The organism is Streptococcus sp. HN38, from assembly GCF_028335765.1.
Taxonomy (GTDB): domain Bacteria; phylum Bacillota; class Bacilli; order Lactobacillales; family Streptococcaceae; genus Streptococcus; species Streptococcus suis_P.
The window spans coordinates 1,656,907-1,680,672 of sequence record NZ_CP116604.1 but is presented as its reverse complement, the minus strand read 5'-3'; the positions used below and the strand labels follow the sequence as shown (position 1 = coordinate 1,680,672).

13 protein-coding genes and 4 pseudogenes are annotated in these 23,766 nt (G+C 41.8%); 11 read left to right on the top strand and 6 right to left on the bottom strand.

Annotated features, from left to right (window positions below; translation table 11 throughout):
- Nucleotides 1-62 precede the first annotated feature (62 nt).
- Nucleotides 63-203, bottom strand: a pseudogene (locus PHA78_RS08090) (AraC family transcriptional regulator); the annotation flags it as partial.
- 200 nt (nt 204-403) lie between these two features.
- Between PHA78_RS08090 and PHA78_RS08085 the strand changes: the two are divergent.
- From PHA78_RS08085 to galE, 8 genes are all read left to right on the top strand, one after another.
- On the top strand, nt 404-10,330 hold the full coding sequence (locus tag PHA78_RS08085) for a DUF1542 domain-containing protein (RefSeq protein ID WP_272157954.1): 9,927 nt from the start codon (nt 404-406) through the stop codon (nt 10,328-10,330).
- Nucleotides 10,331-10,524: 194 nt separating this feature from the next.
- Complete coding sequence (hemW, locus tag PHA78_RS08080; protein ID WP_272157953.1) at nt 10,525-11,661, top strand: radical SAM family heme chaperone HemW; 1,137 nt, start codon at nt 10,525-10,527, stop codon at nt 11,659-11,661.
- A gap of 12 nt (nt 11,662-11,673) precedes the next feature.
- On the top strand, nt 11,674-12,414 hold the full coding sequence (locus tag PHA78_RS08075) for an acyl-ACP thioesterase domain-containing protein (protein WP_272157952.1): 741 nt from the start codon (nt 11,674-11,676) through the stop codon (nt 12,412-12,414).
- Nucleotides 12,401-13,018: an NUDIX hydrolase N-terminal domain-containing protein gene (locus tag PHA78_RS08070; protein ID WP_272157951.1), complete on the top strand. Its 618-nt coding sequence runs from the start codon at nt 12,401-12,403 to the stop codon at nt 13,016-13,018. Before PHA78_RS08075 ends, PHA78_RS08070 begins: the two co-directional genes overlap by 14 nt.
- A gap of 9 nt (nt 13,019-13,027) precedes the next feature.
- A complete protein-coding gene (locus PHA78_RS08065) occupies nt 13,028-13,801 on the top strand; it encodes a TIGR01457 family HAD-type hydrolase (RefSeq protein WP_104929690.1) in 774 nt (257 codons plus the stop codon).
- Nucleotides 13,791-14,420, top strand: coding sequence for a TIGR01906 family membrane protein (locus PHA78_RS08060; RefSeq protein ID WP_104929689.1), 630 nt, complete (start codon nt 13,791-13,793; stop codon nt 14,418-14,420). The genes PHA78_RS08065 and PHA78_RS08060 overlap by 11 nt, the downstream gene beginning before the upstream one ends.
- 97 nt (nt 14,421-14,517) lie before the next feature.
- On the top strand, nt 14,518-14,694 hold the full coding sequence (gene rpsU / locus PHA78_RS08055) for a 30S ribosomal protein S21 (protein WP_000048054.1): 177 nt from the start codon (nt 14,518-14,520) through the stop codon (nt 14,692-14,694).
- Nucleotides 14,695-14,798: 104 nt separating this feature from the next.
- Entirely contained in the window at nt 14,799-15,812 is a 1,014-nt protein-coding gene (galE, locus tag PHA78_RS08050) for a UDP-glucose 4-epimerase GalE (RefSeq protein ID WP_002942991.1), read from the top strand.
- A 79-nt stretch (nt 15,813-15,891) separates the two neighbouring features.
- Here galE and mscL (PHA78_RS08045) read toward each other — a convergent pair whose 3' ends face one another.
- The 3 genes and pseudogenes from mscL (PHA78_RS08045) to mscL (PHA78_RS08035) form a co-directional block, all read right to left on the bottom strand.
- Entirely contained in the window at nt 15,892-16,272 is a 381-nt protein-coding gene (gene mscL, locus PHA78_RS08045) for a large conductance mechanosensitive channel protein MscL (protein WP_099776538.1), read from the bottom strand.
- A 194-nt stretch (nt 16,273-16,466) separates the two neighbouring features.
- Nucleotides 16,467-18,221 carry an IS1634 family transposase gene (locus PHA78_RS08040; RefSeq protein ID WP_029175660.1) on the bottom strand — a complete coding sequence of 585 codons (1,755 nt, stop codon included), beginning with the start codon at nt 18,219-18,221 and terminating at the stop codon, nt 16,467-16,469.
- Between the two features lie 133 nt (nt 18,222-18,354).
- A pseudogene (gene mscL / locus PHA78_RS08035) lies at nt 18,355-18,639 on the bottom strand (large conductance mechanosensitive channel protein MscL); the annotation flags it as partial.
- Between the two features lie 181 nt (nt 18,640-18,820).
- Here mscL (PHA78_RS08035) and dnaG point away from each other — a divergent pair.
- The 3 genes from dnaG to PHA78_RS08020 all read left to right on the top strand — a co-directional run bounded on the left by dnaG (nt 18,821) and on the right by PHA78_RS08020 (nt 22,184).
- On the top strand, nt 18,821-20,611 hold the full coding sequence (gene dnaG, locus PHA78_RS08030; RefSeq protein ID WP_029175824.1) for a DNA primase: 1,791 nt from the start codon (nt 18,821-18,823) through the stop codon (nt 20,609-20,611).
- A gap of 2 nt (nt 20,612-20,613) precedes the next feature.
- Nucleotides 20,614-21,732, top strand: coding sequence for an RNA polymerase sigma factor RpoD (gene rpoD / locus PHA78_RS08025; protein WP_029998484.1), 1,119 nt, complete (start codon nt 20,614-20,616; stop codon nt 21,730-21,732).
- A 128-nt stretch (nt 21,733-21,860) separates the two neighbouring features.
- The gene (locus tag PHA78_RS08020) at nt 21,861-22,184 is read left to right on the top strand and encodes a metal-sulfur cluster assembly factor (protein WP_024377440.1); all 324 of its coding nucleotides are present in this window, start codon (nt 21,861-21,863) and stop codon (nt 22,182-22,184) included.
- A 100-nt stretch (nt 22,185-22,284) separates the two neighbouring features.
- Here PHA78_RS08020 and PHA78_RS08015 read toward each other — a convergent pair.
- A pseudogene (locus PHA78_RS08015) lies at nt 22,285-23,131 on the bottom strand (IS630 family transposase); the annotation flags it as partial.
- Nucleotides 23,132-23,320: pseudogene (locus PHA78_RS12585) on the bottom strand (helix-turn-helix domain-containing protein); the annotation flags it as partial.
- Nucleotides 23,321-23,766 lie beyond the last annotated feature (446 nt).

Below are 23,766 nucleotides of genomic sequence, written 5' to 3'. Positions count from 1 at the left end.
TGAGTATTAAAATTACTAATCTCTAAAGTGAGTTGCAATTAATTTGTGAATGATAATCGGAACAATTCCTTGAGTTTTGGCATTTTTTGGTAGGTATCATCAGTATAGTGTCTGTTTACATAGCGATGTTTAAAAAGCAGATAAAGGAGTTCATGAAATTTTTCTTTTATCGTGATGTCGAAATAGATACTTTCTTCTTGAATTCTGGAACTCTAGTCATCAATGAACTTGTTGCACTTGACTTTACAACGTGCGGTACAAAGAATGTACTAAAATACTTGAAAATCGGGGGGGGGGGTGAGGTATAATTAACTCAGAGTCTTGGTGACTTGAAACTAGGGAAAACTGATTTTTTGAACGCTTCTTTTTTCTCTGGTAATATTTATTCAAAAGGAGTGACGATATGAATCGTTCGAAAAAGAAATCATTTGATTGGTATGGAATGCGTCAGCGTTTCTCTATCCGTAAATATCATATTGGTGCTGCAAGTGTTCTGTTAGGTACGACCTTGGTTCTTGGTACAGGAACGATTGTAGGCGCTGAAACAGGAGTCAATGGGGATGGAGCTTCAAACGGGCAAATTGTACCTGGAAATGGTACTGGAACATCCGATGGCACAACTTCAACAACGCAACAGCAATCGGATAATCAAGGGAACAATAGCTCAGGAGTTCAGACTGGTAATACAACAAACTCAACTGCGAATGTCCTGCCTGCAGATGATACAGGTTCAGCAAGTAGCCAACCAGTAGGAACCTCACGTTCAGCAAATACTGGAACACAAGGAGATGGTACGACTAACCCAACTGTAGATGAACCGATTATCAAATTTCCGACTCAAGCTAACCAAACAAAACCTGCTGGTTACCAGAGCGTAGAGTTTTACCCTTCACCTAGATTATCGGATTTGGTTTTTTATGGAAATCCTGGTGAAATTACAAACGGAGCCTCTAAAAAAGTTGTTTTTTGGGTTAAGACTGGAACTACATGGGGAGAATTAAAGGATAGAATTCCTGAATATAAAGTAGTGAACAGTGGCGATTTTATTTTAGGTTATGGTAGAAGTGTTGCCGAAAAAGTACATTACATTGATTTCAATACTCTCGATAACACTGCTATTGTAGACACATGGAAGATCATTGCCATTGTGGATTACATTGTTGGTGATGTTTCAGACGGAAAAACATTTGAAGAATACATGAATTCGGGGTATGCTCCATTCCATATTCCTCAATTCCACGGAATTACATTGAATGCTAATGGTGGCACAATTGACGGCAAAGCGAAAAAAGCTTTTTATGTGGCTCATGAGCATGTACAATGGGGTGATCCGCTAGTAACTTCAAAAATTGATGCTGCATCCAATAAAGCATCCAGAGATGGTTATACTTTTGTTCGTTGGCAAACAGCTACAGGAGAAGGAATACCTACTTCGGGACAAATTGAAACAACTGAATTTTCTGCGGTATGGTTAAAACATCCAGAAGAAAAGGTAGCTGTATTTGATCGTACAAATTTAACAACTTCCGAGAAAGAACAGGTCAAGCAAAAGATATATGATGCAAACCCTGATTTAAGTACAGGGGTTCCGCAAGTCATCAAAGCGATTGAGATATCCGATACAGGTGAAGCTACTGTAACATTTGATGATAAAGTAGTTACCGTTCCATCCACAACTCTCACCAACGAAGACAAGGCTACTGCTAGAAGCAATGCCAAAGCAGAAATTGAAAAAGAGGCAACGGAAAAGAGTGATGCCATCAATGACTCAGCTCTTACTAATGAGGAGAAAGCAGCTAAGTTAGCGGACGTTCAAGATGCAAAAGATCGAGCTGATATTGCAATTGATAAAGCTACTACTACTGAAGACTTAACTAAGGCTATTTCGGATGGGACAGCAGCGATTGAAGCAGTTAGCACAACTAGTACTATAAAAACAAAAGCTAAGGAAGCTCTTGAAGAAGCCTACAATGCTGAGAAAGCAGAAATTGAAAATTCTGTACTTACAGCTGACGAAAAAGCTATTAAACAAGCTGATTTGAGTAGAGCTAAGGAAAATGCTATAAAAGCAGTTGATGATGCAACAACAGATTCGGCTGTTGAAGGGGCTCTTAAAAATGGTAAAGCGACTATTGAGTCTACATACACAGCAGTTATTAAATTTCCAAGTTCTACAAGCGAAACTGCTCCGGAAGGGTATGTAACTGTGACATTTAATAAGTCACCGTGGGATAAGGGCTTAACATTAGGAAATCAAAGTGGTAATTCGGTAAGAATTTTTGTCAAAAATGATGTAACATGGGCAACACTTCTAAGTGACCCTGCTTGGCAATGGCCTACTGTCAATACAAATTCAGGTGACATAGTTGTTGGTTGGGGTTCTCATACCAACTATAGCGCAAGTGTTGCGTTTGTATATGACAAAATGAAGGACCAAGTTGTTAGAAATACACAATTGTGGCCAAATGTAGTCTATGAAGTTGAAGATGTTCATAGTACCATTGATGCTTATTTAAAACAATACGGTGCAGATGAGCAGGATAAATGGTTGTTTGTTACCTTTGATGCTGGTCAGGGGGCTACACTAAAAGGGACAACTAATCAATCAAAATCTGTGGCAGTATACTATCAGAATATTGGTTATGATAATAGCTTGTTCACGAAAAAGGTTGTAAACGGTGTATTGGCAAATCACACCTTTGTTCGTTGGCAAACAGCAGATGGTAAAGTTTTACCAACATCAGGTACTATTACATCAACTGAAGTTTACAATGCACTCTACCTTGCACATCCAACAGATAAGACCACTGTCTTTGATGCCAATAAACTAACAGAAACTGAAAAGGATAGTTTAAAACAAGCGATTTCCAATGCAAATCCAACAAGCGCTAACCTCATTCAAAGCATTACCGTATCTGATACAGGTGAAGCAAAAGTAACCTATAATGACGGTACTGTCGTAACAGTTCCAGCATCAGACCTCATCAATGAAGATAAAGAGCCTGCAAGAAATCTTGCGAAAGCGGAAATTGATAAAGCATCAAAAGAGAAGGTTGCTGAAATCAATGCTTCTGCCCTTACTGATGAGGAGAAAACAGCCAAACTGACGGAAGTTCAAGAAGCAAAAGACCGAGCTAATAATGCAATTGATAATGCTACTACTACTGAAGACTTAACTAAGGCTCTTGAGGATGGCAAATCAGAGATTGACGCAATCAATACAACTACAAGTCCTAAGAAAGCAGTTGCTAAGCAAACTCTTGAAGATGCCTACAATGCTAAGAAAGATGCGATTACCAATTCAGGTTTGACAGCTGAAGAAAAAGACGCAAAACAAGCAGAATTGAATAAAGCCAAAGAGGATGCAGATAAAGCAATTGATGCAGCGACAGATAATGCAGGTGTAGATACAGCACTTGAAGCTGGCAAAACAGCCATTGCTGGAATCGACACAAGCACAAGTCCTAAGAAAGCAGCCGCTAAGGAAGAACTTAAAGCGGCAGCAGAAGATGCTAAGAAAGCTATCGATGCAAACGACAACTTGACAGACGCTGAGAAACAAGCAGCTAAAGATGCCGTAGATGCAGAAGTAGCGAAAGCAGAAAAAGCCATCGACGCAGCAACCAAAGCTGATGAAGTAGATGCAGCAACTCTTGCAGGTGAGAAAGCAGTCGCAGAAGATGTTCTTGACGCAGCTAAACAAGATGCGAAGAACAAGATTGCCAAAGATGTAGAAGCAGCTAATGCAGCTATCGAATCAAATCCAAACTTGTCAGAAAAAGAAATTGCAGACGCTAAGGCAGAAGTAGCTAAAGCAGCAGAAGACGCTAACAAAGCAATCGATGTAGCAACAACTCCAGAAGCCGCTCAAACAGCTGAAGAAGCTGGTACGGCAGCTATCGCAGAAGATGTTCTTGACGCAGCTAAACTAGACGCTAAGAACAAGATTGCCAAAGACTTGGCAACTGTAGAAGCAGCAATCGATGCTAACTCAAACTTGTCACAAGACGAAAAAGATGCAGCGAAACTTGCAGCTCAGGCTAAGGAAGCGGAAGCAGTAGCAAACATCGAAAAAGCAACGACTCCAGAAGCAGCTCAAACCTTAGAAGATGCAGCTGTAAAAGACCTTGCAAACATCGAGATTAAAGCAGCTTACGACGACGCAGTGAAAGCGATTGAAGCAGCAGACAACTTGTCAACAGCAGCTAAAACAAAAGCCCTTGACGACTTGAAGAAAGCTCGCCAAGCAGCAGAAGATGCTATTAAGACAGCATCAACGGCTGATGAAGTTGCCAAAGGTGCACTTGATGGTTTGAAATCCCTTGCTAAAGTTGAAGCAACAGCAGCAGCTGACGATGCAAAAGCAGCTATTGAACAAAATGCAAACCTGACAGATGCTGAGAAGAAAGTCTACACAGATGCAATCGATGAAGCGTTGAAAGATACAGAAACTAAGATTGACGCTGCAACGGATGCAGATACTGTTGACGCTGAAACAGTTCTTGCTCAAAAAGACATCGCTAAGCAAGAAGTAGCCGCAGCTACAGCTGATGCTGTGAAAGGTATTGAAGCAAATACCAACTTGACAGATGCTGAAAAAGATGAATACAAAGCAACTGTTACCAAAGCAGCTGAAACAGCTGAAAAAGCTATTGCAGATGCAACAACAGCAGCTGACATTCAAAGCAAGACCTTCGATGCTACTCAAGATGTTGCTAAAGAAGAAGTAAAAGCTGACGCAGCTGATGCAATCGCGGGTATCAAGGCCAACGACAACTTGTCAGATACTGCCAAAGAAGAAGCAATTGCAGCCATTGAGGAAGCAAGAGATACCACTCTTGAAAACATCGAAAACGCGAAAACAGCAGCAGATGTTGACACAGCGACACTTGACGCTGAAAAAGCAAATGCTAAAGCAGAAATCAAGGCAGCAGCCGATGACGCTAAGAAAGCCATCGACGAAAACGCAAACTTGCCTGCATCTGATAAGAACGCTCTTAAATTAGCGATTGATGCAGAAGTTGCAGCAACAAACCTTGAGATTGACAATGCTAAGACAGCAGAAGAAATCGACGCAGCAACTCTTGCAACAGAAAAATCAATTGCTAAGGCAGAAGTCAAAGCCGCTGCAGAAGATGCATTGCAAGCTATCGATGAAAATGCTAACTTGACAGACGATGAGAAAGCAAAAGCGAAAGCAGATGTCTACGTTGAATTGAGCAAGGCTGAAAAAGCAATCGATAAAGCAACCACAGCAGATGCTATCGACAACGCAACGCTTGTAGGTGAAAAAGCATTCGCTACTGCAGAACTTGAAGCAGCAGCCGACGATGCTAAGAAAGCCATCGATGCCAACACTCACTTGACAGACGACCAGAAGCAAGCTGCTAAGGATGCAGTCGATGCTGAATTGGCAAAAGCTAAGGAAGCCGTTGTAGCAGCGAAAACAGCTGATGAAGTTGATGCAGCAACTCTTGTAGGTGAGAAAGCAGTCGCTAAAGAAGAAATCAAGGCAGCCGCAGAAGATGCTAAGAAAGCTATCGATGCTAACAGCAACTTGACAGACGACGAGAAAGCAGCCGCTAAGGCAGCTGTAGATACTGAAGTAGCGAAAGCTAACGAAGCTATCGACAAGGCAGCAACCGCGGATGCAGTAGACGCAGCTACACTCGTAGGTGAAAAAGCAGTCGCTAAAGAAGAAGTCAAGGCAGCAGCAGAAGATGCTAAGAAAGCTATCGACGAAAACGCAAACTTGACACCAGAAGAAAAAGCAGCAGCTAAGAAAGCCGTAGATGATGAAGTTGCTAAGGCAGAAAAAGCCATCGACGCAGCAACCAAAGCTGACGAAGTAGATGCCGCAACTCTTGTAGGTGAAAAAGCAGTCGCTAAAGAAGAAGTCAAAGCGGCAGCAGAAGATGCTAAGAAAGCCATCGACGCAAACGCAAACTTGCCTGAGTCTGAGAAGACTGCTCTTAAATTAGCGATTGATGCAGAAGTTGCAGCAACAAACCTTGAGATTGACAATGCTAAGACAGCAGAAGAAATCGACGCAGCAACTCTTGTAGGTGAAAAAGCAGTCGCTAAAGAAGAAGTCAAAGCTGCAGCCGACGATGCTAAGAAAGCCATCGACGAAAATGCAAACTTGACAGACGACGAGAAAGCAGCCGCTAAGAAAGCTGTAGATAATGAAGTAGCAAAAGCTAACGAAGCCATCGACGCAGCAACCAAAGCCGATGCAGTCGATGCAGCCACTCTTGTAGGTGAGAAAGCAGTCGCTAAAGAAGAGCTTAAAGCGGCAGCGGATGATGCTAAGAAAGCCATCGACGAAAATGCAAACTTGCCTGAGTCTGAGAAGACTGCTCTTAAATTAGCGATTGATGCAGAAGTTGCAGCGACAAACCTTGAGATTGACAATGCTAAGACAGCAGAAGCCATCGACGCAGCAACTCTTGTAGGTGAAAAAGCAGTCGCTAAAGAAGAAGTCAAAGCCGCTGCAGAAGATGCATTGCGAGCTATCGATGAAAATGCAAACTTGACAGACGCTGAGAAAGCAGCAGCGAAAGCAGATGTTTACGTTGAATTGAGCAAGGCTGAAAAAGCAATCGATAAAGCAACTACAGCAGATGCTATCGACAATGCAACGCTTGTAGGTGAAAAAGCATTCGCTAAGGAAGAACTTGAAGCCGCAGCTGACGATGCGAAAGCAGCTATTGATGCAAACGACAACTTGACACCAGAAGAGAAAGCAGCCGCTAAGGCAGCAGTAGATACTGAAGTAGCGAAAGCTAACGAAGCTATCGATGCAGCAACTAAAGCAGACGAAGTTGATACAGCAACTCTTGCAGGTGAGAAAGCAGTCGCTAAGGAAGAACTTAAAGCTGCAGCCGACGATGCTAAGAAAGCTATCGACGCCAACGACAACTTGACACCAGAAGAGAAAGCAGCCGCTAAGGCAGCAGTAGATACTGAAGTAGCGAAAGCTAACGAAGCTATCGATGCAGCAACTAAAGCAGACGAAGTTGATACAGCAACTCTTGCAGGTGAGAAAGCAGTCGCTAAGGAAGAACTTAAAGCGGCAGCTGACGATGCGAAAGCAGCGATCGACGCTAACGACAACTTGACACCAGACGAGAAAGCAGCCGCTAAGAAAGCTGTAGATGATGAAGTAGCGAAAGCTAACGACGCCATCGATGCAGCAACCAAGGCAGATGCAGTTGATGCAGCTACTCTTGTAGGTGAAAAAGCAGTCGCTAAGGAAGAACTTAAAGCGGCAGCTGACGATGCTAAGAAAGCTATCGACGCTAACGACAACTTGACACCAGACGAGAAAGCAGCAGCTAAAGATGCCGTAGATGCAGAAGTTGCTAAGGCAGAAAAAGCCATCGACGCAGCAACTAAAGCAGACGAAGTAGATGCAGCAACTCTTGCAGGTGAGAAAGCAGTCGCTAAGGAAGAACTCAAAGCAGCAGCAGAAGATGCTAAGAAAGCTATCGATGCCAACGACAACTTGACAGATGCTGAGAAACAAGCGGCTAAAGATGCCGTAGATGCAGAAGTAGCGAAAGCTAACGACGCCATCGACGCAGCAACCAAGGCTGACGAAGTTGAGACAGCAACTCTTGCAGGTGAGAAAGCAGTCGCTAAAGAAGAACTTAAAGCGGCAGCAGAAGATGCTAAGAAAGCTAACGACGCCAACGACAACTTGACACCAGAAGAGAAAGCAGCAGCTACGAAAGCCGTAGATGCAGAAGTAGCGAAAGCTAACGAAGCAATTGATGCAGCAACTAAAGCAGACGAAGTTGAGACAGCAACTCTTGTAGGTGAGAAAGCAGTCGCTAAAGAAGAACTTAAAGCGGCAGCAGTAGATGCGAAAGCAGCTATCGATGCTAACGACAACTTGACACCAGAAGAGAAAGCAGCCGCTAAGGCAGCAGTAGATGCAGAAGTAGCGAAAGCTAATGACGCAATCGACGCAGCAACTAAAGCAGACGAAGTTGAGACAGCAACTCTTGCAGGTGAGAAAGCAGTCGCTAAAGAAGAACTTAAGGCAGCAGCAGACGATGCGAAAGCAGCCATCGATGCCAACGACAACTTGACAGACGCTGAGAAACAAGCCGCTAAAGATGCTGTAGATGCAGAAGTAGCGAAAGCTAACGACGCAATCGATGCAGCAACTAAAGCAGACGAAGTAAATGCCGCAACTCTTGCAGGTGAGAAAGCAGTCGCTAAAGAAGAACTTAAGGCAGCAGCCGACGATGCTAAGAAAGCAATCGACGCAAACGACAACTTGACAGATGCTGAGAAAGCAGCCGCTAAAGATGCAGTAGATGCAGAAGTAGCGAAAGCTAACGAAGCAATCGATGCAGCAACATCAGCTGACGAAGTTGACGCAGCAACTCTTGCAGGTGAGAAAGCAGTCGCTAAAGAAGAACTTAAGGCAGCAGCAGACGATGCTAAGAAAGCTATCGATGCCAACGACAACTTGACACCAGACGAGAAAGCAGTAGCTAAAGAAGCAGTAGATGCAGAAGTAGCTAAGGCTAACGACGCAATTGATGCAGCAACTAAAGCAGACGAAGTTGAGACAGCAACTCTTGTAGGTGAGAAAGCAGTCGCTAAAGAAGAAGTCAAAGCCGCAGCCGACGATGCTAAGAAAGCCATCGACGCAAACGACAACTTGACAGACGCTGAGAAACAAGCAGCTAAAGATGCAGTAGATGCAGAAGTAGCGAAAGCTAACGACGCCATCGACGCAGCAACCAAAGCTGATGAAGTTGGCGCAGCAACTCTTGCAGGTGAGAAAGCAGTCGCTAAAGAAGAACTTAAAGCGGCAGCAGAAGATGCGAAAGCAGCTATCGATGCTAACGACAACTTGACACCAGAAGAGAAAGCAGCCGCTAAGGCAGCAGTAGATGCAGAAGTAGCGAAAGCTAATGACGCAATCGACGCAGCAACTAAAGCAGACGAAGTTGAGACAGCAACTCTTGCAGGTGAGAAAGCAGTTGCTAAGGAAGAAGTCAAAGCCGCAGCAGAAGATGCTAAGAAAGCCATCGACGCCAACGACAGCTTGACAGACGCTGAGAAACAAGCAGCTAAAGATGCCGTAGATGCAGAAGTAGCTAAGGCAGAAGAAGCCATCGATGCAGCAACATCAGCAGAAGAAGTTGAAACAGCAACTCTTGCAGGTGAGAAAGCAGTCGCTAAAGAAGAACTTAAAGCGGCAGTAGGAGATGCTAAGAAAGCTATCGATGCAAATCCAAACTTGTCAGATGCAGAGAAACAAGCAGCTAAAGATGCAGTAGATGCATCAGCAGCAGCGGCAAATAAAGCAATTGACGGTTCAACATCTTCAGTTGAAGTTCAAGCTGCTAAAGATAAGGGCAACGCTGCTATTGCAGAAAATGTTCTTGATGCAGCTAAGCAAGGTGCTAAGAACAAGCTTATGGAAGAAGCAGATAAAGCGAAAGCAGCCATCGATGCAAATCCAAACTTGACACCAGAAGAGAAAGCAGCAGCTAAGGCTGAAATCGATAAAGCTGTTGAAGAAGCAATTATTTCAATCAATGGTGCTGGAACTCATCATGCATTGGGTGAAATCAAACTTCCACTTTCAGCTCTTATCAAACCAGTTGTAACAGTAACACCAGTACTTGATCCAAACAACTTGACTGAAGAAGAAATTGCTCGCATCAAGGCTCTCCTTGAAGAGAACAATACATTCCCAGAAGGAACTGAAATCATCGTTTCTAAAGATGCTTCTGTGTCAATCAAGTACCCAGATGGTTCTATTGACTTGATATTGCCAGCAGAGATTGTGAAACAGGCAGATACAACTGCTCCTGCGATTACAGACGATGCTAAAGGTAATATTGTAGTTGCTCCAACTAAAGAGGCTGTTGAATTTGTTGTTACCTACGTAGATAACAATGGTAAGGCACAACTTGTTGTTGTTACTAAGGGTGCAGATGGTAAATGGACAACAACTGCTAAAGCTGTGATTGTAGATCCTGTTACTGGTCAAGTTATCATTCCAGGTTCTGCTATCAAGCCAGGAACAGTTGTGACAGCTTACTCTAAAGATATGGCTGGAAATGTTTCAGACTTGAATTCGGCAGAAGTTGAAGCAGTAGATGCAAATAATCCTGCAGCAGGAGTGAAAGTGAAATCAGTTACTTCTACTTCAAATGCCAACAAGTCAACTAAGAAAGCTAAGCAATTGCCAAATACAGGTGAAAAAGCAACTTCAGCAACTTCACTTGGATTAGCAGTTCTTGGAATGGGATTAGCACTTTTCGCAGCAAAGAGAAAAAAAGACGAAGAAGAAGCTTAAAATAAGTCATTCATCGAAATCTTTTTGATAAGAAACTAGCTTTTCTCGAAAAGTTGAGCACAGATGGATATCTCTTGGTAAGTCATCCATCTGTACAGTTCAAAATAAAAAGGATCTAAGGTCATTAGACTTTAGGTCCTTTTGTTGTTTTGCTAAAAACATAAAAAGTCTAATAGTGTGCTATAATAGTTGGTATGAAAAAACGACCGACATCTGCCTATATCCATATTCCATTTTGTACCCAGATTTGTTACTACTGTGATTTTTCCAAGGTCTTTATCAAGAACCAGCCTGTTGACGAGTATTTGGCTGCCCTCATGGAAGAGGTCAAGTTTTACGACCTGCCAGCCCTCCGCACACTCTATATCGGAGGTGGAACACCGTCGGCTCTCTCGGCAGACCAGCTAGATTATCTCCTGACCAATCTGGAGGACTTGCTGGACTTGTCACAGGTGGAAGAATTCACTATTGAGGCCAATCCAGGTGACTTGACGGCGGATAAGATTGCGGTTCTAAAAAAATCCAAGTGCAATCGGGTGTCGCTGGGTGTTCAAACCTTTGATGACCGTATGTTGAAAAAAATCGGTCGCAGCCACAATCAGGCCCAGATTTATGAAACTATTACTACCCTAAAGGAAGCGGGCTTCCACAACATTTCTATTGACTTGATTTATGCCCTTCCTGGTCAGACCATGGAGCAGGTGGTCGATAATGTCGCAAAGGCCTTGGAGCTGGATATTCCCCACATGAGCCTCTATAGCTTGATTTTGGAGAACCACACGGTCTTCATGAACCGCCAACGCCGTGGCAACCTCCACCTGCCCAACGAAGATGTAGAGTCCGATATGTTCGACTACATTCTTCAGGAGTTGGAGAAAAACGGCTTCGAACACTACGAAATCTCTAACTTCACCAAACCTGGTTTTGAAAGTCGCCACAATCTCATGTACTGGGACAACTCCGAGTATTACGGCTTGGGAGCTGGAGCATCTGGCTACATCGACGGCATGCGCTACCGCAACCGCGGCCCCATCCAGCACTACCTCAAGTCCATCCGCGAAAATGGCCATTCTCGCTTACACGAAGAATTCCTCAGCCAGACTGAGCAGATGGAAGAAGAGATGTTTTTAGGGCTACGGAAAAAAACTGGCGTGTCTATTGAGCGATTCGAGGAAAAGTTTGGCATTTCCTTTGAAGACCGCTACGGTCAGGTGGTCAGAGACTTGAAAAATGAAGGTCTTTTACAAGAAGAAGACCGTTGGCTTCGGATGACCAAAAAAGGATTGTTTCTTGGCGATACAGTTGCCGAGCGTTTCATTATAGAAGATTAGAAAGAGGACACAATGGGACTAAGCTACCAAGAAGAATTCACCATTCCCTTTGATATGGTGGATGTTAAACAAGAAATCAAACTGCCTGACTTTATTTCCTATTGTTTGGGGCTATCAGGTCGGCAGTCGGAAGAACTAGGTCGCAGTGACCTCTATGTTTTTCAGGAATTTGGCTTGATTTGGGTCGTGACAGATTATGAACTGACCATTCAAGGCCTACCCAAGTATAATGAAACCATCACGATAAAAACAGAAGCAGTTGCCTACAACAAGTTTTTCTGTCATCGGATGTTTTATATCTACGATGAAGTAGGTAATCTCTTGCTGGATATTCTCTGTTATTTTGTCTTGATTGATTTTGAAACCCGCAAGGTGGCACCTGTGCCAGAGACCTTGATTGCTCCCTATCAATCTGAGCAGGTCAAGAAATTGCCTCGGGCTCCCAAGTATCAGCTCTTGGAAAATCCATCTGTCCAAGAATTTCCTGTTCGCTATTTTGACTTGGATATGAATGGGCATGTCAATAATGGCAAGTACCTGGAATGGATGTATGAAGCACTGGGCTATGATTTTCTGCTCTACCATGTCCCTAAAAAAATCCAACTCAAGTATCTCAAGGAAGTAGAGGCGACTAGCTTGGTGAGTTCACGCATGGTGGCAGAAGCTGGTGTCAGCCAGCATGAGATTGTGGTAGATGGGCATATCCATGCGCAAGCTGTCATAGAATGGAGGGAAAGTCATGTCGCAGGATAAGTGGTTGGAATGGGCCGTGCGTTTACAAGCCTTGGCTCAGACAGGCTTGGCCTATGGAAAAGATATTTATGACATGGAGCGTTTCGAAGAAATCAGACAGATTGCGGCGGAAATGTTGGTAGAGCCATCTGGACAGCCCTTGGAAGTGGTGACAGACTTGTTTTGCAATGAAACAGGCTATCAGACACCCAAGCTAGATACCCGCGCAGCTATTTTCCAAGAGGATAAAATCCTACTTGTCCAGGAAAACGATGGGCTCTGGTCCTTGCCAGGTGGTTGGTGCGATGTGGACCAGTCCGTCAAGGAAAATGTTGTCAAGGAAGTAATGGAAGAAGCGGGGCTAGATGTGGAGGCTCTGCGAGTCGTTGCGATTTTGGACAAGCACAAGAACAATCCTGCCAAGTCAGCCCACCGCGTGACCAAGGTCTTCATTCTATGTCGTCTCCTTGGTGGGGAGTTTCAGCCCAATTCGGAAACTCTTGCCAGTGGCTTTTTCAGTCTAGATGACTTACCACCGCTCTCACTTGCGAAAAATACAGCTGAGCAGTTAGCACTTTGCTTGGAAGCTAGTCGGTCGGAGCATTGGGAAACACGATTTGATTAAGGAGGAAAAATGACATATACAGGTTATTTGATTGATTTGGATGGTACCATTTATGAAGGGAAAAAGCGGATTCCTGCTGGTGAGCGGTTTATTCATCGCTTGCAAGAACGTCAGGTTCCCTATTTATTCGTGACCAACAACACCACCCGCCGTCCTGAGATGGTGCAGGCTATGTTGGCTGAAAACTTTAACATTGAGACACCGCTTGAAACAATCTATACAGCCAGTCTGGCGACGGTAGATTATATGAATGATTTGGGCAAGGAAAAGACAGTCTATGTCATTGGAGAAGACGGGCTCAAGTCTGCCATTTTTGAGGCAGGTTATGTGGAAGACACGGAAAATCCAGCCTATGTTGTTGTCGGTTTGGATACTCAGTTGACCTATGAAAAACTGACCATTGCCACCTTGGCTATTCAAAAGGGAGCGACCTTTATCGGTACCAATCCTGATCTGAACATTCCGACGGAAAGAGGTCATTTGCCAGGAGCAGGCTCACTTATTGCGCTTTTGAGAGCTGCTACCCGAGTAGAGCCGACCTTTATTGGTAAGCCTGAAGCCATTATCATGGATAAGGCTCTGGAGATTTTAGGTACAGAACGCAGTCAGACAGTTATGGTGGGGGATAACTACCTGACGGATATTTGTGCAGGGATTGACAATGGTTTTCCCACACTTTTGGTTCTGACTGGATTTACCAAGCCAGAAGAAGTAGCAGGCTTACCCCTGGCTCCAACCCATGTCCTTGATAGTTTAGATGAATGGAGTTTTGATGAGAACTAAGTTGCAGCTTATTGGAACGATTTTATTTGTCTTGTCGGCAGCAGTTCTAGGAACCATCTACCTAACTTGGCTAGTTTATCCGCTTGAGATTTCTTTTTTGGGGTTGGAAAAAGTGGTCTACATGAAAGCGGCAGATATTTCTTATAATTTCAATATTTTGATGAACTATTTGACCAATCCATTTGCAAGTGTTTTAGACATGCCAAATTTTTCATCCTCAGCTGATGGTCTCGAGCATTTTGCGGATGTCAAGCATTTATTCCATCTAACTCAGGGGATTTTTATCCTCACACTCCCTGCCTTTGTGCTTTTTGTAAAAAACATTCTGCTAAAAGGTTATGGAGACTTGGTTAAAAAGGTCATTTTCTGGACCATGCTTACGCCAATGATAATCGGTTTATTAGGAGTTCTTGTTGGCTTTGATCAGTTTTTTGTATTGTTTCATACGGTGCTATTTCCAGGAGATTCTACATGGCTATTTGACCCTGCAAAGGATCCTGTCATATATATTTTGCCACAAGAGTTTTTCTTGCATTGCTTTGTATTATTTTTTGTCCTTTACGAATTCTTCTTTGGGACAATACTGGCGTGGATAGGAAAAAAGAATAGGATAGGATAAGAGCGTAAAATTCATATTTTAGAATTAAAAAATATTGACAAATGAGTTGAATCATAGTAAAATGATAAAGACTTTGAAATTGAGGGGAGTGAAAAAAATGTCAAAAACAGTAGTACGCAAGAACGAATCACTTGATGATGCTCTTCGTCGTTTCAAACGTGCGGTTACTAAAGCTGGTACTCTTCAAGAAACACGCAAACGCGAATTCTACGAAAAACCATCTGTAAAACGTAAACGTAAATCAGAAGCAGCTCGCAAGCGTAAAAAATTCTAATTGAATTTGAAAACGGCCGAAAGGCTGTTTTTTGTTTACATTTTACAACAAGTAACATATAATAGGGATATAGAATTTTTGTCCAAGTGAAAAGGAGTAAAGAGATGAGTATCTTAGTTACTGGTGGTGCAGGTTATATTGGTAGTCATACGGTTGTCGAATTGTTGAAGTTGGGGAAAGAAGTGGTTATCGTAGATAATCTTTCAAACTCAAGTATTTTAGTTTTAGATCGCATTGAAACCATCACTGGCAAGCGCCCAACTTTCTATGAGTTGGACGTGGCAGATAAGGAAGCCTTGCGCCAAGTTTTTGAAAATGAAAACATTGAGGCAGCCATTCACTTTGCTGGCTACAAGGCAGTAGGAGAATCAGTGGCTAAGCCAATTATGTACTATGAAAACAATATCATGTCAACCCTAGCTTTGGTGGAAGTCATGGCAGAATTTGGTGTTAAGAAAATTGTCTTCTCCTCAAGTGCGACTGTTTATGGCCTCAATAATCCATCGCCTTTGGTTGAAACTATGCCAACTAGCGCAACGAATCCGTACGGCTATACCAAAGTTATGTTGGAACAAATCTTGCGTGATGTGGAAGTAGCAGACAAGGGGTGGAGTATTGCCCTTCTCCGTTATTTCAACCCAATCGGTGCCCATGAATCTGGTTTGATTGGGGAAGATCCGGCTGGTATTCCTAATAATTTGATGCCGTTTATTGCACAAGTAGCCGTTGGTAAACGTGAGGAACTCAGCGTTTTTGGTAACGATTATGATACAGTTGATGGTACTGGAGTGCGTGATTATATCCATGTGATTGATTTGGCGCTCGGTCATATTAAGGCGCTTGAAAAAATTTCAACTACTACAGGTGTACATACTTACAATCTTGGTTCAGGTCAAGGAACTAGTGTCTTAGAACTTGTTCAAGCTTTTGAAAAAGTGAATGGTGTACCGGTACCTTATAAAATCGTTGACCGTCGTCCGGGTGATGTGGCGACCTGCTATGCTAATGCAGACAAGGCTCTAGCTGAACTCAATTGGAAAACAGAGAAAACGATTGAGGATATGTGCCGTGACACATGGAACTGGCAGTCTAAAAATCCAAATGGATATGAAGGATAAAACAATAAGGGAAGCCGATTGGCTCCCTTTTTTTGACAAGAAGAAAACAGGCAAGGTACCTGTTTCACTATCTTATTGATTATTTTTTCAACAAGTCGCGGATTTCTGCAAGCAATTCTTCTTGAGTTGGACCTGCTGGAGCTTCTTCAACAGCAGCTTCTTCCTTCTTAGCTAAGCTCTGAGCTTTTTCAGCAGCCTTAACGATGAAGAAGAGAACAGTACCAACAATCAAGAAGTTGATAACAGCACTCAAGAAGTTACCGTATGCTACACCGTTCCATGACAAGTCAGCGATTTTTTCTGCACCAGCAGCTTTCAAAGCTGGCGTCAAGAACAATGGAGTAATTACATCTTCAACCAATGATTTAACGATTGCACCAAATGCAGATGCAATAATCACACCGACAGCCAAATCAATCACGTTTCCACGGAACAAAAAGGCTTTCAAATCTTTTAACATATCCTAAATATGTCCTTTCATAAATATTTTACTCTATATATAATAACCGTTAAAAATTATTTTACAAGTAATTTGTTTTAGAAATTTTACATTTTCCCGTATTTAGTATACAATCCCGTCTTTGACAGTTTTACAAGACAAAAACCTCCCTAACCCTATGCATATCAAGGGTTTAGCGAGGTTTTCTTTTTATATCAAAAATGCGTACTTTTTCTCGATTTTGACGATTGTAAAATTTTTTTCATCTTTTTTTCGCTTAGAATTTGATAATCACTTCTGAATCCAAATGTCTGATGCAGCTGGTCAGTAATAGCCGTCCGAGTGTAGTTAGGTAGATAACCAAAACCAGGCAGATACTTAAAGGTGTATGAACGTAAGGTTTCAATGAGTTCAGTACATGTGAATTGCTTCTGAACCGCCAGCTCTAAGTAACGATAGAGTATAAGAGCAAGAAAGCAAGTTGTAAAGTGAGCAGAAATGCGATCTTCTCGACTTAAATAAACTGGTCTAGCTTTCAATTCATGCTTCATAATACGGAAACATTCTTCAATTTCCCATCTTCTCTGATTAATGGAAACAATGGTCTCAATCGTATCGTCTAAGTTTGTTGTTACCGCATAAATTCCATCAAATCTAGCTTCAGAAACAATTCGTTCTTCATCCAACTCAATAAACGTTTTCTCAGCTATTTCTCCATCCCTTGTTGTCTCTGTTACTTTTAGGAAACGCTTAGGATCTGTAGATTGTTTCTTCTTGTAGTCAGCTGGTTTTCCAATCCATTTTGAGGCACGTTGAATCTGGCGTTCGCGTATCTTTCTTTGGTAATCTCTGTATTTAGCTGAGAAGGTTACAATCAATCGTTGGTCTTCTAGCCCATCTTGTGGTAAGGGGCATTCTTTGTAAAAGACTTGTCTATAGAGAAAGTCTTGATTACTTTCATCTAGTGCAGAAATATCATAGAATGTCTCGGACTTATCTCCCATCAACCGCCAACCTGTAGAAGCTGTAGCCCAGTCTTTGTCTTCTTTCTTTAACTTTTTGATAGATTGAGTTGTGACAAAGGCTCTCCCGCTGATATTATTGTAGCGTTTGTTTCCAATAGAAGATAGTCCAGCATCTGTACAGACCACAAATTGAGCTTTTTCAAAATCCTTGATAATCTTCTTCTCCAAAGGTTTCATAGTCGTTTGTTCATTCGTATTACCAGGTGTGACGGAGAAAGCTAATGGAATTCCTTGAGAATCCATAAACAGCCCCATTTGAACGATTGGATTCGGTCGATGTTCCTTAGAATAGCCATATTGTCTCAGTTGCCCCTCCTCATCTTCTTCCTCAATTTCGAAATAGAAATTTGTACAGTCGTAATAGAGGACATCAGTTTTACGAGAGGAAAGTGCAGTTGAGTTTTTATAGAGTTGTTCTTGAATAAAGTCAGTTTCTTTGGCAATAATTTCTAATCCTCGGTAGAGGTGCTGGAGTTCCAGAGTTTTAGGTTCTAGGAGAGTTTGTGAAAAATGAGCAGTAGACCGTTTAGAGGATGGGAATAGGATTCTGCCGTAGAGGAGACGAGAAAGAATGGTATCTAAGTGAAAACTAAAGTGATACCTCTTCTGAATATCTTGACAGATTTTATCCAATCCCAACTGATAATAGATATTCTGTAGAAATAAATATCCCCCATGATATTCATTTCGTTGATTTTGTTTCAACTGTTTATTCTCATGAAGTTTGACTAATATTTCTTGTTTATCTTCTTTATCAAGTTCGGTTAACTCTTTAGCCCGCAATTTTGCCCATTCCATTGGTTCCATTTCGGGATGTAGCTGTTGAAGAGTTTCATGATTGCCGAGATTTTCGACAATGGTTGATGTCCGTTTGTTTCCGACCTTGATATCTTTGATAATGGCATAGTTGATAGTATTTTTAGATACTGATTTTTTAACTCTCATGGATTCGCACCTCACTCTATTATACCACAGTACGAGAAAGTACGCAATAAAAATGTGCGAGAATTTGACAAAAAAATAGCGTCACATCAACGTTTGTGACACTTTTGGTGGTTTCAAACTGTCAAACTCCCGAGCTCTGAGCTTTTTCAGCAGCCTTAACGATGAAGAAGAGAACAGTACCAACAATCAAGAAGTTGATAACAGCACTCAAGAAGTTACCGTATGCTACACCGTTCCATGACAAGTCAGCGATTTTTTCTGCACCAGCAGCTTTCAAAGCTGGCGTCAAGAACAATGGAGTAATTACATCTTCAACCAATGATTTAACGATTGCACCAAATGCAGATGCAATAATCACACCGACAGCCAAATCAATCACGTTTCCACGGAACAAAAAGGCTTTCAAATCTTTTAACATATCCTAAATATGTCCTTTCATAAATATTTTACTCTATATATAATAACCGTTAAAAATTATTTTACAAGTAATTTGTTTTAGAAATTTTACATTTTCCCGTATTTAGTATACAATAGAGTATGTTAAACTAAGGGAAGAGTGTTCACTTTTTAAATTAGCTAGTATGATATGAGGAGGGAATGTGCTTTCAAAGGATAAAATTACTGAAATAAAACAAGCTCTCAATATCGTTGATGTTATTGGTGAAACGGTTGCTTTGACAAAGGCCGGACGTAATTATGTCGGTCTTTGCCCTTTTCATGGGGAGAAAACCCCGTCTTTCAATGTGATTGAAGATAAGCAGTTCTACCATTGTTTTGGATGTGGTAAGTCCGGAGATGTATTCAAGTTTGTCGAAGAAGTTCGTGGTGTTTCTTTTGCAGATGCGGCAGCTATCTTAGCTGAGAAGGCAGGTTTTCAAGTAGATGTAACTCCTTCCTATCGTCCAGAAGAGAAAAGGGTTAGTCCGCATCAGGTACTGTATGATATCCATCGAGATGCCGCAAAGTTTTATCATGCCCTTTTGATGACAACCAAAATGGGTGAGGAAGCTAGAGCTTATCTACACCAACGTGGCTTGACAGATGATGTCATAAAAACATTCCAGCTAGGCTTAGCTCCTGCCGAACAGAATATTCTTTACCAAAAACTATCAGGTCAATATGACGAAGAAAGTCTATTGAATTCGGGTTTGTTCAATCCAAGTGAGAATAATATTATTTATGACGCCTTTCAAGCGAGGATTATTTTCCCCTTGGCGGATGAATATGGTCGAATTGTAGCTTTTTCAGGTCGGATTTGGACCGAAGAAGATCGAAACAATAAACAATTAGCTAAGTATAAAAACTCTCGTAGTACTGCAATCTTCAATAAAAGCTATGAATTGTATCATTTGGACAAGGCTAAAGCGGTTATTAAGAAGCAACGTGAAACCTATCTCATGGAAGGTTTTCTAGATGTGATTGCTGCTCATCGTGTAGGGATTGATAATGCAGTGGCTTCCATGGGAACAGCTTTGACAAGAGAGCATGTTGCACATCTAGCTAAGTTTTGTAAGAAAATTGTTCTGACTTATGATGGGGATAAGGCTGGACAGGCAGCTACCATGAAGGCGTTGGACGAACTACAAGATTTTCAGGTTGAAATTGTGAGTTTGCCAGATAATATGGACCCAGATGAATTTTTGCAGAAAAATTCGGAAGAAGCCTTGCAACAGGTTTTAACCAAATCACGAATCAGCGATGTAGAATTTTTGATTCAATACTTGAAACCTGAAAATCCTGACAATCTACAAATGCAGATTGAGTTTGTAGATAAGATTGCACCAATTATTGCCAAAGTATCATCCATTACAGCTCAAAATTCTTATATTTATAAGGTGGCGGATTTACTTTCTGACTTTGATTATAATCAGGTGGAACAGGCAGTAAATGCTGTTCGTCTGAACCAGCGCCAGGAGAGAACACAACAGGTATTTCAATCACAGACTGGTCAGTCTTATTTGCCACCAGTCCAAACGATTGCTCGTATAACGAGTCTAATTCGAACAGAAAACCATTTACTTTATCGGATGGTTGAACATCCTTATATTCTCAATGAGTTCCGTTTACGAGAAGATTTTTATTTTGCGACGCCAGAATTGCAAGCTATTTATGATATGTTAAAAAAATCTGGGGAAATTACCAGTTTTGAACTATCACAGTTGAACGATTCCGCTCAACAGGCTTGGTATCGTATGCAGGAAGAACGTTTACCTAATGAAGTATCTCCACACGAAATCGAAGAATTAGAAATTCGGCGAGACAAGGAATTGTTGAAGAAGGAGAACCAGCATCTAGCACGGAAAATCCGTGAACATTCCCATGTGGGAAATGCAGATATTGCCCTCGATGAGTTGCAAAAACTCCTCGATAGAAGAAGACAAATGGAGTAAATATGACAAATAAAAAAGATAAAAAAACAGAAGTCACTACTTTTGATGTACAAGTTGCCGAATTTATCCGTAACCATAAAAAACAAGGTTCAGCTACAGACGATGAAATCAATGACCAACTGGTTATTCCGTTTACGCTTGATGCTGATGGGATTGATGACTTGCTCCAACGTATTCAAGATGCCGGGATTTCGATTGTTGACAAGGATGGTAATCCTTCTGCGCGTGCTATGCAGGTAGAGGAAGAACCAGGATTATCTGATGAAGAATTGCTCGGAAGCACTTCTGCAAAAGTGAACGACCCAGTCCGCATGTATTTGAAAGAAATTGGTGTTGTACCTCTTTTGACCAACGAGGAAGAGCAAGAATTGGCATTGGCGGTTGAAGCAGGTGACCCAGAAGCGAAACAACGTTTGGCTGAAGCCAACTTGCGTTTGGTTGTTTCCATTGCCAAACGCTATGTCGGCCGTGGTATGCAGTTCCTTGATCTTATCCAAGAAGGAAACATGGGCTTGATGAAGGCCGTTGATAAGTTTGACTATTCAAAAGGTTTCAAGTTTTCAACCTATGCAACTTGGTGGATTCGTCAGGCTATCACTCGTGCCATTGCGGACCAAGCGCGTACAATCCGTATCCCTGTTCACATGGTAGAAACCATTAACAAATTGGTCCGTGAACAACGCAATCTCTTGCAGGAATTGGGCCAAGATCCAACTCCTGAGCAAATCGCTGAGCGTATGGATATGACGCCTGAGAAAGTTCGTGAAATCCTCAAGATTGCACAAGAGCCTGTTTCACTCGAGACCCCAATTGGTGAAGAAGATGATAGTCATCTTGGAGATTTTATCGAAGACGAAGTCATTGAAAATCCAGTTGATTACACAACTCGTGTCGTTCTTCGTGAACAGTTAGATGAGGTATTGGATACTCTTACTGACCGTGAGGAAAACGTATTGCGTCTTCGTTTTGGTTTAGATGATGGTAAAATGCGTACGCTTGAAGATGTTGGTAAAGTCTTTAACGTAACCCGTGAACGCATCCGCCAAATTGAAGCCAAAGCCCTCCGTAAACTCCGCCACCCATCCCGCAGCAAACCACTCAGAGATTTTATTGAGGATTGATTTTGTCTGGGAGACAAAATCAACCGCTCGCTGAAAACAGGAAACGAGCGAGAGTTCGGGGAGGTTTTGACACAAACTTCGTTTGGTTCTTTTCTAGTATTGAACTTGTGAAAAAGAAAGAGAGAAAAATGACGTACACAGAAGATCAAATTAAAGACATTCAGGAGCGTGTTTTTCATGCTCTTGAAGATGTGATTGACCCTGAGCTAGGTATTGATATTATCAATTTAGGGCTAATTTATGAAATCCGATTTATTGAGGGCAAGGCTGAAATTGATATGACCTTGACGACCATGGGTTGTCCATTAGCTGATCTAATTACCGATCAAATTCATGATGTACTGAAGGATGTCCCTGAAGTAACAGAAGTAGATGTGAGACTGGTTTGGTCACCAGCTTGGACCATTCAAAAAATGAGTCGTTATGCTCGAATTGCATTAGGAATTAAATAAAAAAACAAAATGGTTTCGAACGTTTGAAGCCATTTTTTTATTAATGTTTGGATTTTTTGTAAAAAATATTAATACTCAACAAAAATCAAAAGCAAACCAGTCAAGTGTTTTTAAACCATTGTCTACTAACAATTGGTTTTAAAATAGACCAATCTAACTCTCGTATTACTTCTTGAAGCTTGTTTATCACATCGTCTAGTGTTTTAAAAGCTTTATTCTTAAACCCTCTCTTTCGAATCTCAGCCCAAACTTGTTCAATTGGATTCATTTCAGGAGTATAGGGAGGAATAAACTCAAAACCAATATTATGTGGTTTCTCTAAGGTACTTGATTTATGCCAAACGGCATTGTCCATCACTAATAAAATATAATCGTCAGGATAAGCTTCAGATAGTTGTTTGAGAAAAACATTCATCCAATCTGTATTACAGCCCCCAGCGATAATGAAGAAGGACTCTCCTGTATGGGCATCAACAGCACCATAGCAATAGCGATACTCACGAATATAGTGACTATGTACATGCGGTCTCACCCCTTTTGGTGCCCAGGCCTTCCCAATTTTACTGATCCGACCGAAACCCGCCTCATCTTGATACATTAGCCTGACTTTATGATAGCGACGACTATTCTTGAAGCGCTTTCCTGTTTTCGTGAATGAAGATTTTATTTTTAGACGCTAGAATCGTTTCGGCGTCTGCTTTTTTAGGGTGTTCTGGTCTTGGCGTCACTTTGCGCCAACCATGGCGTTTAAGAATGGCATAGAATCCTTCCTTGGTCGTAGGGTGTCCAACCCGTTTCTGATAAGCTTCATAGAGAGAGTTTATCGTCACAAATTCGCCATTTAGTGAGGCTGTTAACTGTTCTTTTAGAAACGCTTCCTCTTCTTGAAGGGTTAAATATTGACGGTTCCGTCCACCTCGCGTTTCTCTTACTAGAGCTGAAATCCCCTCAAGTTCGTACTTGCGCTGTAAGGACCAGATTGTATACTTTGAATAGCCGATGAGGTTAGTGATTTCCTTATAGCTAAGACCTTCTGCTCTGAACAAGATAACTTGAAGTCGTCTATGAAATGGAGAATAGGTTTTATCTTTCAAATAAGTTTTTAATTCTTTCGTTTGTTCGATAGTAAGTTTCATAAATCTATTATAGGTTAGTTTTTGTTTTTTGAATAGTATAAAAATTATACTTGTCAAAGAGAAATTTCCGTGTTACAATAAACAGGCCTAGGAAAAGTAGTCATACCTATTCTAGCAAATATCAGACCTATATGGGATGGGTAGCTCTGCTATTTATCATAACCAAAGCCTACGGACAGGCGGGTCGAATGCCGAAGCGTGGCGTAAGCCACATTATTGATAGGGTTAAAAGCCTACATTTTATAAGTTGATTTTAGGGTTCATCCCTAATTCGTATATCAAATTTAGTGTGGTGAAAGCACACGTCATCTTGTGAAACGGTCAATAAAGTACGTATATATTTGCACTGGAGAGTAGGAAACGGTAGGCACATAAACTCAAGAGAAGAATAAAAAGCGTCGATTTGGATTGTAGAGCAGGATGAACCCTGCTCTTTTTGCTTTGTT

What these genes read in the sequence shown, in the direction of transcription:
- PHA78_RS08085 (WP_272157954.1), top strand. Translation starts at nt 404, where the DNA reads ATGAATCGTTCGAAAAAGAAATCATTTGATTGGTATGGAATGCGTCAG.
- hemW (WP_272157953.1), top strand. Translation starts at nt 10,525, where the DNA reads ATGAAAAAACGACCGACATCTGCCTATATCCATATTCCATTTTGTACC.
- PHA78_RS08075 (WP_272157952.1), top strand. Translation starts at nt 11,674, where the DNA reads ATGGGACTAAGCTACCAAGAAGAATTCACCATTCCCTTTGATATGGTG.
- PHA78_RS08070 (WP_272157951.1), top strand. Translation starts at nt 12,401, where the DNA reads ATGTCGCAGGATAAGTGGTTGGAATGGGCCGTGCGTTTACAAGCCTTG.
- PHA78_RS08065 (WP_104929690.1), top strand. Translation starts at nt 13,028, where the DNA reads ATGACATATACAGGTTATTTGATTGATTTGGATGGTACCATTTATGAA.
- PHA78_RS08060 (WP_104929689.1), top strand. Translation starts at nt 13,791, where the DNA reads ATGAGAACTAAGTTGCAGCTTATTGGAACGATTTTATTTGTCTTGTCG.
- rpsU (WP_000048054.1), top strand. Translation starts at nt 14,518, where the DNA reads ATGTCAAAAACAGTAGTACGCAAGAACGAATCACTTGATGATGCTCTT.
- galE (WP_002942991.1), top strand. Translation starts at nt 14,799, where the DNA reads ATGAGTATCTTAGTTACTGGTGGTGCAGGTTATATTGGTAGTCATACG.
- mscL (WP_099776538.1), bottom strand. Translation starts at nt 16,272, where the DNA reads ATGTTAAAAGATTTGAAAGCCTTTTTGTTCCGTGGAAACGTGATTGAT.
- PHA78_RS08040 (WP_029175660.1), bottom strand. Translation starts at nt 18,221, where the DNA reads ATGAGAGTTAAAAAATCAGTATCTAAAAATACTATCAACTATGCCATT.
- rpoD (WP_029998484.1), top strand. Translation starts at nt 20,614, where the DNA reads ATGACAAATAAAAAAGATAAAAAAACAGAAGTCACTACTTTTGATGTA.
- PHA78_RS08020 (WP_024377440.1), top strand. Translation starts at nt 21,861, where the DNA reads ATGACGTACACAGAAGATCAAATTAAAGACATTCAGGAGCGTGTTTTT.